Origin of the sequence: Planktotalea sp., assembly GCF_018607995.1 — a bacterium.
GTDB lineage: Bacteria > Pseudomonadota > Alphaproteobacteria > Rhodobacterales > Rhodobacteraceae > Planktotalea.
The window spans coordinates 119,594-135,638 of record NZ_JABBAL010000019.1; the positions used below are offsets into that span (position 1 = coordinate 119,594).

Consider the following 16,045-nt stretch of genomic DNA (forward strand, 5'->3'; position numbering starts at 1 on the left):
GTGGGCTTAACGTCTAAATGCAGCCCATAAAAAAACCGCGGAAGGAATGTGTTCCACCCGCGGCCAAAGTTTACAAACCTGAGTTCGTTAACTTTCTGTCATCAACTGTGCTTTAGCAGTCGCCCAAAATTCATCCATTTTCGCGCGGATTTCATAGGGATTAGACTTTTCACCCAAGTCGCCCGCAACCTTGCGAACAACATCCTCATGCCCCGCTTCTTCAAAGTCGGACTTGATCACTTCTTTGGCGTAAGCGGTAGCGTCCCCTCTGGATGTGCTCATCAGCTCTGCGGCCCAAAGACCCAACAATTCATTGCGGCGTGTGTCTGCTTTGAACTGCATTTCCGCATTGTGCGCGAATTTTTTCTCGAAAGAGTTTTGGCGATCCTAAAAGGTACTCATATTGCTCACTCTCCTCAAGTGTTTTGCGTTTAACACACGAGATGCCAAAGAGGGTGCTGCAAGGGGCAACGCGCGGCTGCGTTGGCCTGTCGCCTTGCCCATCAGCGCGCCTTGTCCTAAGAGAGCGTCAGGATAAGCGAGGGCAGAGTCGTCTTGAGCTTATCACGCTGCAAAGAAAGTCACTGCCATGGCGCGCGGAAAAAAGATTTACGAAGGTAAGGCGAAGACCCTTTATGAGGGCACAGAGCCGGGAACTTTAATTCAATACTTCAAAGATGACGCGACAGCGTTCAACGCAGAAAAGAAGGACGTGATTGAAGGCAAGGGCGTGTTGAATAACATGTTGTCCGAGTATTTCATGGTTGGCTTGGCGAGCATCGGCGTGCCGACGCATTTCATCAAGCGCATTAACATGCGAGAGCAGCTCGTCCGGACGTGCGAGATTGTGCCGCTCGAAATCATCGTGCGCAATTATGCGGCGGGCACCATGTCGCAACGCCTTGGCATCGAAGAGGGCACGCAATTGCCGCGCCCGATCATTGAATATTGCCTAAAGGACGACAAGCTGGGCGATCCATTAGTCTCTGAAGAGCATATCGCTGCCTTCGGATGGGCGTCGCAACAGGATATGGAAGATATCTTGTCTCTGGCCTTAAGGGTCAATGATTTCCTGTCTGGCATTATGTACGGTGTCGGCATCAAATTGATCGATTTCAAAATCGAGATTGGCCGCGTTTATGAGGGCGATTACCAACGCCTAATTCTCGCGGATGAGATCAGCCCTGATAGCTGTCGTTTGTGGGATATTGAGACGAACCAGAAGCTCGACAAAGATGTGTTCCGTCGCGATCTTGGCTCGCTCACGGATGCCTACACAGAGGTTGCGCGCCGTTTGGGTGTGCTACCAAAGAACCAACAGCCGGTGACTAAGCCGACGTTGATAAACTAACTCGAATATCTCAACACCATAAAGGACTTATCGATGAAAGCTCGTGTACATGTCATGTTAAAGAATGGTGTTTTGGATCCGCAGGGTGAAGCGGTCCGCCATGCATTGGGTGCGCTTGGGTTCGAGGGTGTTGAGGGTGTGCGTCAGGGAAAAGTGATCGATCTTGATCTGGCGGATGGGACATCTGAAGCTCAGGTGAACGAGATGTGTGAAAAGTTGCTCGCGAATACGGTGATTGAATCCTACACGGTTGAGCTGAACTGATGCGCGCCGCAGTCATTACATTCCCCGGTTCTAACTGTGATCGCGATCTTGCGACCGGGCTAGAGCTGGTTGGCGCAGATGTTACGCGCGTATGGCATAAAGATAGCAAGTTGCCAGAAGGCATTGATCTTGTTGGAATTCCTGGTGGGTTTTCTTACGGCGACTATTTACGTTGTGGTGCGATTGCGGCGAATTCGCCAATTTGCGCAGCGGTGAAGACCCATGCAGAAAAGGGCGGCTATGTGTTTGGTGTCTGTAACGGCTTTCAGGTGCTGACAGAAACGCGGCTTTTGCCAGGTGCTTTGATGCGCAATGCAGGGCTGAAGTACATTTGCAAGACGGTTGGTCTTGAAGTTGCGGCTTGCGACAGTGATTTCCTTTGCAATTACGAGGTAGGTCAGGCCATTCAGGTGCCAATTGCGCATCATGAAGGCAACTACACCGCGACGCCTGATGAGTTGGATCGTTTGATCGGCGAGGGGCGCGTTGCGTTTCGCTATACGGATAATCCTAACGGCTCTGATCGCGATATCGCGGGGATTACGTCTGCAAACGGGCGTGTGCTGGGCATGATGCCGCACCCTGAACGCGCAATGGAAGATGTACACGGGTCCACAGATGGCGCGCGTCTTTTCGCTGGTTTGATCGGGACGATGGCCTCCGCGTGAGATTGCAGCCTTGAGCGATGTCGATCCACGCAGTAAAATCCTTCCCATGAGCGACGTGCCACCATCGTCCCCCCTATCGCAAACACTGTTGCGATCCGCGCGCGAGAGTGCGCGCTTCAATCTGTGGCGTATCCGGTTTTTGTTGTTCGGGCTGATCTTACTCGCGGGCGTGACGGTCTTTCTGACCAATTCTTTCCTAACCGACCGCTTCACAGAAACGACCCGTAACCGAGCAGAGCTACGTTTGACGCTTTATAGCGGAAACATCCTGTCAGAGCTGCGCCGCAACGCGATTGTGCCGCAGCTTCTTGCAAGAGATCCAGCGCTAATTGGCGCACTCAATTCCAATGATTTTTCGACATCGACCCAGCGCCTAATCAGCTTTGTCGAAGAGATTGGAGCTGCCTCAATCATGTTGCTTGATCGCGAGGGTCGCTCGGTTGCGGCAACGGATCGCAACCGTCTGCAATCCTTGCACCGCAATGATGCCTACTTTGTCGACGCACTGCGTTCAAACAACACGGTTTTTTCTGTGATGCAACGCGAATCCGGCGGCTATTCGTTTAGCTATTCGCGTCGTGTTGAAAGCAGTGGCGATGTGCTTGGTATTGTTGTGGTCGAAGTGGATTTGCAAAAATTTGAAAGGGCTTGGGCCGGTATTTCGGATGCGGTTTTGGTCACCAATTCGGAAGGCACAATCATTCTGTCGACAGAACCGAGGTGGCGGGGATTGATGGAAGAAGACGCGTTACAACGGCAGCCACCTTCGGGCGCAATCAGCCGCGCCTTGCAAGCTACCGCAGATTGGCGCGCTTTGCCAGGGGATGCTTATTTTCGCGGCGAAGCCGTGATGCGCACTCAGGCGCGGGTATTGTTTCGCGGCTGGCAGATGGCGAGCTTTACTTCCTACGCATCGGTACGAGAACGCGTAAACGGGGTGCTTGCGCTGGAAATCATGGGTTTCGCGATCCTGCTTGCGCTGACATTTTACTTTTTGAACCGCAAGACCGCTGTGCGCATGGCCTCTTTTCAGCGCGAGTCGGCGGGACTTCGCCAACTTAACATACGCTTGCAGCGAGAAGTCGCCGAGCGTGAGAAGGTGCAAGAGACCCTTGCAGTGGCCGAACAAACCCTTGCGCAAAGTTCCAAACTTGCCGCATTGGGCGAGATGTCGGCAGCTGTCAGTCATGAGTTGAACCAACCCCTTGCGGCGATGAAAACCTATCTTGCAGGGGCGAAACTTTTGGTGGGGCGCGGGCGGCCGGATGAAGCCTTGGCGAGCTTCCAGCGGATCGATGATTTGATTGGCCGCATGGGCGCAATCACACGCCAGCTTAAAAGTTACGCGCGCAAGAGTGGTGATGATTTTGCTCCTGTAAACCTTGGCGATGCGCTTGCCTCAAGCCTGTCTATGATGGAGCCGCAGTTGCGTCAGCGACAGGTCGAAATCAACAAAGCGGTGCCGCAAGAACCGGTTGTGGTAATGGCGGATCGCGTCCGCGTTGAGCAGGTGATGATCAACCTTTTGCGCAATGCGTTGGATGCGACGAAATCTGTGAAAGATCCACAGGTCGATGTTTTGCTCGCGGCTGGAGAAACAGCGATCCTGACCGTGCGCGACAACGGGCAGGGGATCGAGGACCTCGATGCGCTGTTCGAGCCCTTCTACACGACCAAGCAGCCCGGGGAGGGTGTCGGGCTAGGGCTTGCAATTTCATCGGGTATCGTAAACGATTTGGGGGGACGAATGACTGCCCGCAACGCGGCGCAGGGTGGTGCGGTCTTTGAAATTCGTTTGCCGATATTACATGAGGACGGCGCAGAGATCGCCAAACCCGCAGCGGAGTAGAGACCATGGCCAATGCAATGAAGATCGCCATTGTGGATGATGAGAAAGATATGCGTCAGTCCATTTCTCAGTGGCTCGCATTGTCTGGTTATGACACGGAAACCTTTGCCTCAGCTGAGGAAGCATTGGTGGGGATCAGTTCGGATTATCCCGGTGTCGTCATTTCCGACATCAAGATGCCGGGCATGGATGGCATGCAATTTCTGAAGAAACTGATGAGCACCGACAGTGCCTTGCCTGTGATCATGATCACAGGTCACGGTGATGTGCCAATGGCAGTGAATGCGATGCGCATTGGGGCATTTGATTTTTTGGAAAAACCGTTCAATCCTGATCGTATGTCCGAACTGGCAAAAAAGGCAGCCAATGCGCGCCGCCTCACGCTTGATAATCGCGCGTTGCGTCGTGAGTTGTCAGATGGCGGGCAGTTGATGAAAAAGCTGATTGGTGCCTCGCCTGTTATGGAGCGTTTGAAAGAAGACATTCTCGATCTTGGTCAAGCCGACGGTCATGTTTTGATCGATGGTGAGACGGGGACGGGCAAGACTTTGATTGCTCACGCGCTTCATGCAGTGGGCAGCAATGCGTGCAAACGCTTTGTTTTGGTGTCCTGCGCGGCGATGGACGAAGACTCTTTGTCGAAACGCTTGTTTGGACCTGTTGCACCAGAAGATCCCTATCTGCCCGCAATCGAAGAGGCGCGTGGCGGCACGTTGGTACTGGAAGACATCGAAGCGCTTAGTGATCAACTCCAAGCGCGACTTTTGAGCGTGATCAACGAGCAGGGTACACCTGCGGAAACCCGCATCGTTGCGATATCGAACCTGCAAGAGCAGAACCGCACCTGCGAAGACGCTTTGCGCGCTGATTTGTTCTATCGCTTGGCAGCGCTGCGAATCACTATCCCACCTCTGCGCTCGCGCGGCGAAGATATTTTGTCGCTGTTCACACGTTTGTCTGAACAATTTGCGGAAGAATATGGCTGTGCGACACCTGAAGTTTCGGCACAAGAGGCCGCAGAGCTGTTGCAAGCGCCTTGGCCAGGAAATGTGCGTCAGTTGATTAACATTGCAGAGCGCGCCGTTTTGCAAACGCGTCGCGGCTCAGGCACGATTGCATCTCTTTTGATGAATGATCACGATGAAATGACGCCGGTCATGACGACTGAAGGAAAGCCGCTGAAAAAATATGTGGAAGCTTTTGAGCGTATGTTGATCGACAATACGATGCGCCGTCATAAAGGATCGATTGCAGCTGTTATGGACGAGTTGTGTTTGCCGCGCCGCACGTTGAATGAGAAGATGGCAAAGTACGGATTGCAGCGCTCAGAATATCTGTAGTGAAATTCTGCGGCTGCGCCGCGCGGGTTTTGTTGGGTTTTTGGGGTGCTGCCCCCGTTCAGCAGAGCTGAAATTTTCCCGAGGGATTAATGAGACCAAAGAAGTGTCAGCCCTAAGTACGCGATGGCTTGGGGCTTCTTTGGTCACGTTCATTGTCGGCTCTGCCTGTTCCGTAAATGTTTTCAAAAATTCTAAGGTAAAGAACGGGTAAACTTCTTTGGTCTTAAAATATCCTGGGGGTCTGGGGCAGAGCTCCAGTCCGACATCAAGCAGATTGCTGAAGTATGTCGAAGAGATAGCGTGGATTGTCTCTGGGTCCGCAAGCATGTCTAATTGAATTGAGAACCCCGGGTCTCGGATCTCGGATTTGATATAGCGCAGCGCCGAGAAACCCTCGATCGCGCAGCCCACGCTATCAAACAGCGTGATTTGACGATCTGTCTTACGGCCATCTGCGTCGCCGCTTAACACTTGCCAAAGTTCTGTGACTGGATGTGTGCTGTCCAGCTGTTGAATTTCGCCTTCAATCCTAGTTTGTTCTGGGTATTCAACGAAGATTGAACTGCGGGTCAATATGTCTTTGGCCAGTTGTGTTTTGCCCGGACAATCACCACCAATCGCGTTGATGTGAACACCCGCTCCGATCATATTGTCGCTGAGTATTGTCGCATATTGTTTGTCCGCTGTGCAGGTCGTGATGATCTGTGCACCCTCAATCGCTTGTTCCGGTGTTGCACAAACGATCACATTCAAGCCGGAAGTCGACAGATTGTCCGCGCACTTGGCGCTCGCATTTTGGTAGATGTCGTAAAGGCGCACAGTGTCTACGCCGCAGACCGCTTTCATAGCGAGGCTTTGAAACTCTGACTGTGCGCCATTGCTGATTATCGCCATGACGCGCGCGTTTTTGGGTGCGAGCGCACGGGCTGCCATAGCTGATGTGGCGGCCGTGCGCAGGGCGTTCAGCAGCGTCATTTCCGAGAGTAAGACGGGATAACCTGTCGCAACATCTGCGAGCAGGCCAAAGGCTGTTACCGTTTGATGACCAGTGCGCGTGTTGGGAGGGTGTCCGTTAATATATTTGAAGCCGTACACCTCACCATCAGAGGTCGGCATGAGTTCGATCACGCCCATCTCACTATGTGAGGCAAGGCGTGGGGTTTTGTCGAAGGCGGGCCAGCGGAGAAAATCTGCCTCAATCGCGTCGGTCAACTTACACAGCATTCTCTAAAGTCCGATATGGTGGATGAGTTGCATCATGTGATCAACTGACACGAAGGGAACGAGGGCTTTTTCGGAAGATTGCATAGTATCAGTCCTTTAACGGTGCAGGGTGGGGCGATCAAAAACGCGACGACCAAGGGCAGATGCAGCGAGATCTGTCATCTCTTGGGCCGTTGCGCCTCGATCATTAAGGAAGGGGTTGAGTTCCACCAAAGCAAGCGCGCTGAGCAACTCACTGTCGCAAATGACCTCCATTGCGAGATGTGCTTCGAGCAGGGTTGCACCACCGGGGACTGTTGTGCCTACACCTGGGGCGAACATGGGATCGATGAAATCAACGTCTAAAGAGACGTGCCGCAACCCATTGACAGTACGCACTTTTCCTAGGAATGTCGTTAGAGGACGCGAAATGGCGTGTTCATCAATCGCGCGCATATCGTGATATGTGATTGCGCTTTTCTGGAGTGCCGTACGTTCCGCTGCGTCCACACTGCGCAGTCCGATGATGCAAATGTTGCCTTGTGAGACAGGTGTTTCAACGCGCGAAAAATCGTAGGATCGCCCTGTTAGATAGCCCAGTAGTGTACCGTTCAAATTACCTGAATTCGATGCTAAAGGCGTGTGAAGATCGGAGTGCGCATCAAGCCAGAGCACAAACAGAGGGCGGTTCTTGCGGGCTGCATGACGCGCACTTCCAAGGATGGACCCTAGTGAGAGGTTGTGATCACCTCCAATAAGAATATTGGCGTTCCGGTTTGCTGCGCACTCTCGCTCGCATGTGCGATGACGCGCGTCCAACCGATGTTAAATCCGGGCCCTTTTGGGGTGATATCACTGAGATCGGGCAGGGTAAGGTTGTCGTCGTCCTGCACTGTGAGACTATGATCGCATAGTGCTTCTGTCAGACCTGCGGTGCGGAGTGTATCTGGTCCCATGAGGCATCCGCGGCGCGTTTTCCCGCTATCCACGCGGCAGCCAATGAGGTGAATTGTTTGTGACATTTGATCTCTCGGTTGTGGTGTTGTTGAGAAGGTAGATGTCCTTAATGGTCGTGCGTAAGCTTGAAAAGTGATCAAAATTGATTGCGATTGCTTATATTGAACAGTTGGCGTGACGATTCGGATGAAATAGATCGCAGCCTGATCCGCCATTTACGTAAGAATGCACGTGCATCTTTGTCTGAACTTGCCGTGCGCAGTGGTGTGACGCGCGCGACTGTGCGTGCCCGCATGGCGCGGCTTGAAGCGTCTGGGGAGGTTGTCGGGTATCAGGTGACTTTGAAAGGCGACATTGCTCCGGATCCAGTGCGTGGGCTTATGATGCTTGGCGTGGAGGGCCGTGGCGCGGAACGTATCACCCGTTAACTGACGGGGATGAGCGAAGTGCGCGCGGTTCATTCCACGAATGGGCGCTGGGATCTTATCGTTGAGATTGGGACGAACTCGCTCGAAGCGCTCGACGGAGTGCTGAGCCATATTCGTCGGCTGGACGGGGTGAGTACGTCGGAAACCAATCTGCTGCTGGCCACACGTGCGCGCTGATCAGCTGCGTTTGATTGCCATACACCAGAGTGCGAACAATGCGAGCGAGGCGAGCATATTCCAGCTGGCCATAGAGAGCGTGAACAGCTCCCAAGGGACATCGTCACAGCGCACCAAAGGCGCGGACATGATTTGCGCCATGAGACCTTCTGCGCTCAAGCCACCTACAGGGCCTGAGGTACACGAGGTCGGGCCTTCCCACCAACCGCGCTCGACACCAGTGTGATAACCACCGATCGCAGCCGTGGCCAAAGCGGCGAGTGCGCCGAGGATTGGAAACAAGCGTCCAGTGATCGCCACAGCTAAGACGCCAATGACGATTGCGCCAATATGCGGGTAGCGTTGCCAGTAGCATAGCTTACAAGGTGGCATGTCCCCAATATACTGAAACCCGAGCGCGCCTAGCATAAGAACGGCGGAGCCTCCTGCGGCTGTAAGGATGGCGAAAGAGCGGGTCATAAAAACTTCACAGCAGCAAAGCCACCGACCAGAACAGCGATGAACAGCACAAACATCAAAGGTAGACGATCTTCGATGAAGTCTTTGATCGGTGCGCCGAACTTCCACAAGAGGGCCGCTACGATGAAAAAGCGTAAGCCGCGCGCGAGGAAAGATGTCGCAATGAACGTGCCAAGCGACATGCCTGTCCACCCTGACATGATAGTGATCACCTTGAATGGGAAAGGGGTGAGACCTGCGGTTAGCACCGCCCAGAAACCTAGATCATTAAAGCGTGTGCTGAACTCTGCCATTGAATCTGCCTTGCCAAGGCTTTCCAAGATAGGCTGGCCGATTTGCTCAAATGCGAGCGCACCAATGGCATAGCCAAGTAAGCCGCCCGTGACGGAGGCCACCAACGCGATCCCCGCAATGAGCCATGCGCGCGAGGGGCGGGCGAGAATCATTGGGATCATCAAAATGTCCGGCGGAATCGGAAAGACAGAGCTTTCAACGAAAGCGACCAGCGCAAGTAACCAAAGCGCGTGGCGGTGTTCTGCCCATGACAATGTGAGATCGTAAAGTTTTCTAAGCATGTAAGCGCCTTATAATTGCCAAGCAGTGATCATGTGTCGTGCGAAGGGTCAAGTGGCGGTTAAGTCAGAAATGTTGAAATAACTCTCTTTTGAGGTCTGGACCCCGCGCGAGAGCACCGCTAAAGAGAGCGGATTGTGCCCAAGTGGCGGAATGGTAGACGCAGGGGATTCAAAATCCCCCGCCTTAACGGGCGTGCCGGTTCGAGTCCGGCCTTGGGTACCAACTTACACTGTAAGTTTCCGCGAATTCTCCATAAAAACAAGTAAAACAAGGGTCTTAGCCTTTCTACGGGGTTGTTTGCGGGGTTGTTCGGTATAATTCTAGGGACACTTCCTCAGCACTGCTTCGTCTGGAAATCACTTGGTCGTTTTTTGACAGCAAGGTCACAGACTGACTAAGAATCGTCAAAAACGGATATACGGTTCCTCGCAAAACAACCTCTTATGGTTTACATCAAAACCAGCCAATGGGGTCATCAATGTCCAAGACAAGCCAAGACAAGCTTCCACAGTACGTTTATCGGACACCTTTTGGGGTCTACCGTCTGCGTAGGAACGTTCCCAAAGACATCGTGGAAGTGTCGGGTCGCAAGCTCTGGTACAAGGTGCTGGGCAACGATTTCAAAGATGCGATGCGTGCTTATTCAACAGCCTTGCTGGAGTTTGATCGCTTTGTTGCCACCTACCGCCACGAAGCACCAGTGCGTGATGCTGCCCTTGCGATTGTTTCTTCTGAGTACGGTGAAGAGGCGATGCTACAGTTGGCTCGTGTGTCCGTCATCATACAGTTTGAGACAGAGAGCGTTTTGACTTTTAGGAGTCACCGCTCATCTGTGTTTAGTTAAGCAGATGAAAAGGCTTAAAAAGGAACTATTATGAGACTTTTACTCACAGCGATTTTCTTACTCACAGCTACCCAAGCCCTTGCTGAGATGCGGCAAGCGGTGTGTAACGAGAGCGATATCCACTTCATGTTCGATCAGCACGAGATTGTGTTGGCTGATGGTGCATGGTCGGAAAGCTATCAGCCCAATGACATGCGTTTCGGTGCGATCGATGAGCGGCACCGCGAAGAGTTGGTCGCAATTTTTCCAGAGCTTGAGGAAGATACGCAGCGCAAATACCCCGCTGCCCGCCCCTCAATTGATGCTGAGCAGATCGCGCGCGTGCTTCAGTCAGAGGTGTAGAGCGCGCCACGCGGCCCAGTCTTCCGGTGCGTCCAAATCTAAACGCGCACGATTGTCGTTCAGCGGAACATATTTGATCTTTTCAGAATGCGCCTTGAGCAACGCGGCCGCGCCTTTGTCACCCCACAGGTTTTCAAACTCAGACAGAAGGTGGTTGGGAAAAAGTACCGGATGTCCCGGTTCGCCTGTGATGCTGCTGGCCTGAATAATACTGTCTGGATGCGCTGTATGTGCATTCAAAATGTCACGTAAGTCATTGATTTCAATTGCGGGCATGTCTGGGGGCAGGATCATCATCGCAGTGCCGTGTGGCGCAACAACTTTCGCCGCTGTGCGCAAGGATGCAGACATGCCGTCTCGATGATTTGGCACGACACAGGTTTGCACGTCCAAGTGCGAAACGACATGTGCGCGGGGGTGATCCTTGGATGATAGGCTCACCAACACCTCGAAACCCGCGCTTATCGCGCGCTTGGCCATCGTTGCAAGACATGGTGAACCGTCAACAGATTCAAGCAATTTGTCCCCCCCGCGCATACGTGACGACGCGCCAGCAGCGGGGAGGAGACAGATAGGTATCATCAGCCCCGCATCCGCGCGCCGTCCGCATCGAAAAGTGGTTCTGTAATCAGGCGTGCTTTACGCATTTTGCCCAAAATTTCGATCTCTACCTCAAGCTCGTTGCGGGCCAAGTTCCGTGGAATCAAAGCCTGTGCAATTGATTTTCTAGCGTAGTGTGAATAACCACCTGATGTGCAGAAACCTTGGACTGTGCCATCGATCCAGATTGGTTCGTAAGCGACCACATCTGCGTCGTCCGCATCAATCTCAAACGCGCAAAGCTGACGGGCAGGGGGTGTTGCGCGCTCTGCTTCAGCGGCTGCGCGACCTATGAAATCGACGTTCTTTTTGAAGCTGATGAAACGATCCATACCAGTTTCTGCCGCTGTGTAGTCGGGAGAAAATTCCGACATCCAAGAGCCGAAGAACTTATCCAGACGCAAACTCATCATAGCGCGCATGCCAAACGGGGCCATGTCGTGAGGTTCGCCCGCTGCCCAAAGCGTGTTCCAAAGCTGGCGTTGCGCCATGGCATCGCAATAGATTTCAAAGCCAAGATCGCCCGTGTAGGACACGCGCTGCACGATGCAATCCGCCATCCCAACGCACATGCGCCGCACGTCCATGAATTTCATGTCAGAGATATCAGTTCGGGTACAAACGGCAAGAATGTCGCGCGCCTTTGGACCTGCAATCTGGAAGCCCGTGCGACGATCAGAGATGTTTTCGTAGGCTACGCCGTCCCGCATATTTATGTCAAACCAGCGCGTGTGAAACGCTTGGCTGCCGTAGCTTGCGGTGAGTTGAAATTCCTCTTCGCCGAGGCAAGACACAGTGAAATCACCTATCAAACGCCCTTTCGGAGACAACATCGGGGTCAGGCTTAGACGGCCTGCTTTCGGGATACGACCAGCCATTATGCGATCGAGCCATGCGCGCGCATTTGGGCCCGTTACGTTGTATTTGCCGAAATTCTGTACCTCGTTGATACCAACGCTATTGCGCACGGCCTTAACCTCGCGTGCGGTCGCTTCGAAAGCATCAGAGCGGCGGAAGGACGGGGTTTCATAAGATGCCTCGCCCTCGGCGTGCGCAAAATAGTTGGCGACCTCAAGCCCGTATTGCTGGCCCCAAACCGCGCCCATTTCGCTGAAAATATCATACATTGGAGTGGTGCGGAACGGACGCGCGGCGGGCAGTTCTTCGTTCGGATAGGCCACGGAGAAGCGGTTTTGATAGTTCTCGATCACTTTTGGCAGCGTGTAGCCCGGTGTGATCACCCCTTGACCGAAACGCGCGATGTCCATGGCGATTGTATTGCGTTCCGTCTCGCCCTCGATCATCCATTGCGCCAGCATCAGGCCTACGCCACCACCTTGGCTAAAGCCCGCCATGACCCCACATGCGCTCCAATAATTGCGCAGTCCAGGCACGGGGCCAACCAAGGGGTTGCCATCCGGTGCAAAGGTAAAGGGGCCGTGGATCACCGATTTGATGCCCGCAGTTTCGAGCACGGGGAAGCGTTTGTATGCAAAAGCAATGCTGTCTTCGATCTTGTCGTAATCATCGGGCAGCAATTCATGCCCAAAGTCCCAAGGCGTACCATCGACAGCCCATGGACGGCAAGGTTGCTCATAAAAACCGATGCACAGCCCACGTCCTTCTTGGCGTAGATAACTTTCGCCCGCAGGGTCCATTACATGGGGATGTTCTGCAGGCATTGCTTTGATATCGGCGATATCATCGGTGACGATATATTGATGCTCCATCGGGTGGAGCGGTAGATATACGCCCGCCATTTCCCCGACTTCGCGTGCCCAAAGGCCAGCCGCATTCACGATATGCTCTGCGTGAATTGTCCCCTTGTCGGTGACAACATCCCATGTTCCATCGGGGCGCTGAATGGTCTCTTCCACTTTGCAGTGGGTTTCAATGCTCGCGCCGCCCATACGTGCGGCCTTGGCGTAGGCGTGCGTCGTGCCAGAGGGGTCAAGATGCCCATCAAGCGGGTCATAAAGTGCGCCAAGAATGCCATCCGTGTTGGTCACTGGCGCAATTTTCTTGATCTCTTCAGGGCCGACAATCTCTGTCTCAAGCCCCATGTAGCGATGCTTGGCCCGCTCTGCGAGCAGCATATCAAAACGTTCTTGATTGTCCGCGAGCGTGACGCCACCTACATGATGCAGCCCGCAAGACATGCCCGTCAACTCTTCCAACTCTTTATAGAGTTGAATCGTGTAGCCCTGCAAAGCGGCCATATTGGTGTCGCCGTTTAGCGTGTGAAAGCCACCGGCTGCGTGCCAAGTGGAGCCAGAGGTGAGTTCAGAGCGTTCGATCAACATCACATCGGACCAGCCGAGTTTCGTGAGGTGATACAGTACGCTGCATCCGACAACGCCGCCGCCGATAACGGCTACTCTAGTGGTGGTTTTCATGAGTGGACCTTTCGTTTCTGTTGCTAATTTTTCGTCGAAAAATCGCAACCCACTTGTATCACTGCGACATCTTTTGTCGCCTTGAGTCAATTGAGCCGTGTTTCACGCGGTAGGTTTGTCGCAAATACGCATCGTTCAGGAGTTACCTCATGCGCACCACTGCACAGGCAGTCGTCATCGGCGGCGGCGTTATTGGTTGCTCTATTTTATACCATCTCACAAAACTTGGCTGGTCCGATGTTGTGCTTTTGGAGCGTGATGAATTGACGTCGGGCTCTACGTGGCACGCTGCTGCGAATATCCACGGGTTGCACGACAGTACCAACATCAGCCGCATTCAGCACTACACGATGAACCTATACAATGCGCTGGAAGAAGAGACAGGCCAGTCCTGCGGTGTGTTTCAACCCGGTTCTCTCTATCTCGCGCAAACCGAAGAGCGCGTGCATCAATTGCGCCTACAAGCGGCCAAAGCCAAGCTCTACGGGATGAATTTCTACGAGATTTCCATCGAAGAGGCGAAAGAGCTGAATCCGATGGTGAACTATGACGGCATCAAATGCGTGATGTTTGAGCCAGATGGGGGAAATGTTGATCCGTCGGGCGTCACGAATGCCTACGCACTTGGCGCACGTCAACGCGGTGCGGAAATCATACGCTTTACCCCCGTCATCGCGACTGAAGCACAAGCTGATGGCTCATGGATTGTCAAAACACCAAAAGGTGATATCCACACGCAATGGGTCGTCAATGCAGCAGGTCTATGGGCGCGCGAGGTCGCGGCGATGGCCGGTGTGACATTGCCTTTGCAACCAACAGAGCATCAGTATTTCGTGACTGAAAGCATCGCAGAGATTGAATCCTCCGATCGTCGCTTACCTTCGGTCTCTGATCGGGATGGTGAATATTATCTGCGCCAAGAGGGGCAAGGCCTCCTCGTCGGTGCTTATGAGAAGGACATGAAATTCTGGGCGGAAGAGGGCACGCCGCTTGATTTTGCGCATGATCTGTTTCCCGATGATCTGGAGCGGATCGAGGATAACATGATGAACGCGATTGAGCGTGTGCCAGCCGTCGCGGAGGCAGGCATCAAACGCGTCATCAACGGCCCAATGATCTGGTCACCGGATTCAAACGTGCTCTTTGGACCTGTACCCGAGCTCGATAACTACTTCTGTTGCAACGGAATTATCCCTGGTTTCTCACAATCCGGCGGTATGGGGCTGATGGCAGCGCAGTGGATCATTGAGGGCGAAACGCAATACGATATGTTTGGCTGGGACGTTGCGCGGTTCGATACATGGGCGGACAAAGCCTTTACCAAAGCGCGAGTTGAGGACAGCTATGCGCACCGCTTCGCAATCCATTTCCCGAATGAAGAGCGCGCTGCAGGCCGTCCAGCCCGCATGCGACCTGCTTATGTCAAACAAGCCGAACTCGGTGCCGTCTTTGGTCTCAACGCAGGGTGGGAACATCCGCTGTGGTTCGCTGATCATCAAGGTGCCAGCGACACCAATGGCTTTACCCGTCAAAACTGGTGGGGCCCTGTGGGTGAGGAATGCAAAATGCTGCGCGAGCAAGCGGGTATCATCGATATCTCGAATTTTGCGAAATACATCTGCAAAGGGCCGGGCGCATCCGATTGGCTTAACGCGATCTTTGCCAACAACATGCCTAAGGCGGTTGGCCGGTCATGCCTAACGCCCCTAATCGGTAAACGCGGTGGCATCGCAGGTGATTTTACGGTCACCAAACTGGCTGAGGATGAGTTCTGGATAATCGGCTCGGGCATGGCAGAGCGCTATCACCAGCGTTTCTTCAAGCAAGTGCCGCTGCCGACAGGCACAACATTCGAGAGCCGCACGAATGAGATGTGCGGCTTCAACATCGCAGGCCCTAAGTCGCGCGATATGTTGCAACGCCTGACCAATGCATCACTTGCGACGGACGATTTCCCCTTCATGCGTTCAAAGTGGGTCGAGCTTGCGGGCGTCACTGTCCTTGCCCTGCGTGTCAGCTTCACCGGCGATCTAGGCTGGGAACTCCATTGCGCTGAAGCAGATCAAGCACGGCTCTATGATGCATTGCTCAAAATCGGCAAAGACTTTAACGCGGGCCCAGTTGGTGGGCGCGCTTTGATGAGCTTGCGGGTTGAAAAAGGCTATGGGTCTTGGAGCCGCGAATACAGCCCCGAATACTTCCCGCAAGAAGTCGGGCTGGATCGCTTGTGCAAGATGGACAAGGAGTTCCTCAACAAAGATGCTGTCGCAAAGACCCTAGAAACCGAAGCGCGTGAACACATGGTGCTGCTGCGCTTGCATGAACAGGATGTCACAGCCTCAAATGCGGATGCAACGGGCGGTGAACCGATCTTCAAAGATGGCGTGGGCATTGGTCGCGTCACCTCTGGCACATATGGCTACACGGTTGGGATGAGCCTAGCGCTTGGCTTCGTCAAAAACGCACAAGCGGGTGACGTCGTCGAGGTTATGGTCCTTGGCGAACCGCACCGCGCCACCATCCTAAACGAACCACCCTTTGATCCAAATGGCGAGCACCTACGGGCTTAAACTCGCTTGAGCCCTCCCCTT

At 53.6% G+C, this 16,045-nt stretch carries 12 protein-coding genes, 1 tRNA gene and 4 pseudogenes; 10 read left to right on the top strand and 7 right to left on the bottom strand.

Annotation, left to right across the window (positions count from 1 at the left end; translation table 11 throughout):
* Positions 1 to 87: 87 nt before the first annotated feature.
* Positions 88 to 375, bottom strand: a pseudogene (locus QZ280_RS08085) (DUF1476 domain-containing protein); the annotation flags it as partial.
* A gap of 214 nt (positions 376 to 589) precedes the next feature.
* On the opposite strand from QZ280_RS08085, the gene purC reads away from it, so the two are divergent.
* From purC to QZ280_RS08110, 5 genes are read left to right on the top strand one after another with little or no spacing between them, the layout of a single operon-like run.
* A complete protein-coding gene (gene purC, locus QZ280_RS08090; RefSeq protein ID WP_293442394.1) occupies positions 590 to 1,351 on the top strand; it encodes a phosphoribosylaminoimidazolesuccinocarboxamide synthase in 762 nt (253 codons plus the stop codon).
* Positions 1,352 to 1,384: 33 nt separating this feature from the next.
* Positions 1,385 to 1,615 (top strand): phosphoribosylformylglycinamidine synthase subunit PurS, encoded by a 231-nt coding sequence (gene purS / locus QZ280_RS08095; RefSeq protein ID WP_293442397.1) that lies wholly within the window; start codon positions 1,385 to 1,387, stop codon positions 1,613 to 1,615.
* Positions 1,615 to 2,283 carry a phosphoribosylformylglycinamidine synthase subunit PurQ gene (purQ, locus tag QZ280_RS08100; RefSeq protein ID WP_293442400.1) on the top strand — a complete coding sequence of 223 codons (669 nt, stop codon included), beginning with the start codon at positions 1,615 to 1,617 and terminating at the stop codon, positions 2,281 to 2,283. The genes purS and purQ overlap by 1 nt, the downstream gene beginning before the upstream one ends.
* A 46-nt stretch (positions 2,284 to 2,329) precedes the next feature.
* Positions 2,330 to 4,132, top strand: coding sequence for an ATP-binding protein (locus QZ280_RS08105; protein WP_293442476.1), 1,803 nt, complete (start codon positions 2,330 to 2,332; stop codon positions 4,130 to 4,132).
* A gap of 5 nt (positions 4,133 to 4,137) precedes the next feature.
* Positions 4,138 to 5,472, top strand: coding sequence for a sigma-54 dependent transcriptional regulator (locus QZ280_RS08110; protein WP_293442404.1), 1,335 nt, complete (start codon positions 4,138 to 4,140; stop codon positions 5,470 to 5,472).
* A 265-nt stretch (positions 5,473 to 5,737) separates the two neighbouring features.
* Here the strand turns inward: QZ280_RS08110 and QZ280_RS08115 are convergent.
* Both QZ280_RS08115 and rocF read right to left on the bottom strand, forming a co-directional pair.
* A pseudogene (locus QZ280_RS08115) lies at positions 5,738 to 6,780 on the bottom strand (ornithine cyclodeaminase).
* A gap of 12 nt (positions 6,781 to 6,792) precedes the next feature.
* Positions 6,793 to 7,697 (bottom strand): annotated as a pseudogene (rocF, locus tag QZ280_RS08120) (arginase).
* A gap of 96 nt (positions 7,698 to 7,793) precedes the next feature.
* On the opposite strand from rocF, the pseudogene QZ280_RS08125 reads away from it, so the two are divergent.
* Positions 7,794 to 8,237: pseudogene (locus tag QZ280_RS08125) on the top strand (Lrp/AsnC family transcriptional regulator).
* On the opposite strand, the gene QZ280_RS08130 reads toward QZ280_RS08125, so the two are convergent.
* Together QZ280_RS08130 and QZ280_RS08135 are read right to left on the bottom strand one after the other, a co-directional pair.
* On the bottom strand, positions 8,238 to 8,696 hold the full coding sequence (locus QZ280_RS08130) for a disulfide bond formation protein B (protein ID WP_293442407.1): 459 nt from the start codon (positions 8,694 to 8,696) through the stop codon (positions 8,238 to 8,240). It lies immediately after the preceding pseudogene.
* Complete coding sequence (locus QZ280_RS08135; RefSeq protein WP_293442411.1) at positions 8,693 to 9,271, bottom strand: YqaA family protein; 579 nt, start codon at positions 9,269 to 9,271, stop codon at positions 8,693 to 8,695. The genes QZ280_RS08130 and QZ280_RS08135 overlap by 4 nt, the downstream gene beginning before the upstream one ends.
* Before the next feature lie 137 nt (positions 9,272 to 9,408).
* Here QZ280_RS08135 and QZ280_RS08140 point away from each other — a divergent pair.
* From QZ280_RS08140 to QZ280_RS08150, 3 genes are all read left to right on the top strand, one after another.
* Positions 9,409 to 9,494 (top strand) — tRNA-Leu (locus QZ280_RS08140).
* A gap of 256 nt (positions 9,495 to 9,750) precedes the next feature.
* On the top strand, positions 9,751 to 10,116 hold the full coding sequence (locus tag QZ280_RS08145; protein ID WP_293442414.1) for a DUF6538 domain-containing protein: 366 nt from the start codon (positions 9,751 to 9,753) through the stop codon (positions 10,114 to 10,116).
* A gap of 30 nt (positions 10,117 to 10,146) precedes the next feature.
* Positions 10,147 to 10,458, top strand: coding sequence for a Hint domain-containing protein (locus QZ280_RS08150; RefSeq protein ID WP_293442417.1), 312 nt, complete (start codon positions 10,147 to 10,149; stop codon positions 10,456 to 10,458).
* Here QZ280_RS08150 and QZ280_RS08155 read toward each other — a convergent pair.
* Together QZ280_RS08155 and QZ280_RS08160 are read right to left on the bottom strand one after the other, a co-directional pair.
* Positions 10,447 to 11,040: a nucleotidyltransferase family protein gene (locus QZ280_RS08155; RefSeq protein WP_293442420.1), complete on the bottom strand. Its 594-nt coding sequence runs from the start codon at positions 11,038 to 11,040 to the stop codon at positions 10,447 to 10,449. The genes QZ280_RS08150 and QZ280_RS08155 overlap by 12 nt on opposite strands.
* Positions 11,040 to 13,454 carry an FAD-dependent oxidoreductase gene (locus QZ280_RS08160; protein WP_293442423.1) on the bottom strand — a complete coding sequence of 805 codons (2,415 nt, stop codon included), beginning with the start codon at positions 13,452 to 13,454 and terminating at the stop codon, positions 11,040 to 11,042. The genes QZ280_RS08155 and QZ280_RS08160 overlap by 1 nt, the downstream gene beginning before the upstream one ends.
* A gap of 149 nt (positions 13,455 to 13,603) precedes the next feature.
* Between QZ280_RS08160 and QZ280_RS08165 the strand changes: the two genes are divergently transcribed.
* Positions 13,604 to 16,024 carry an FAD-dependent oxidoreductase gene (locus QZ280_RS08165; RefSeq protein WP_293442425.1) on the top strand — a complete coding sequence of 807 codons (2,421 nt, stop codon included), beginning with the start codon at positions 13,604 to 13,606 and terminating at the stop codon, positions 16,022 to 16,024.
* The last annotated feature ends 21 nt before the right edge of the window (positions 16,025 to 16,045 follow it).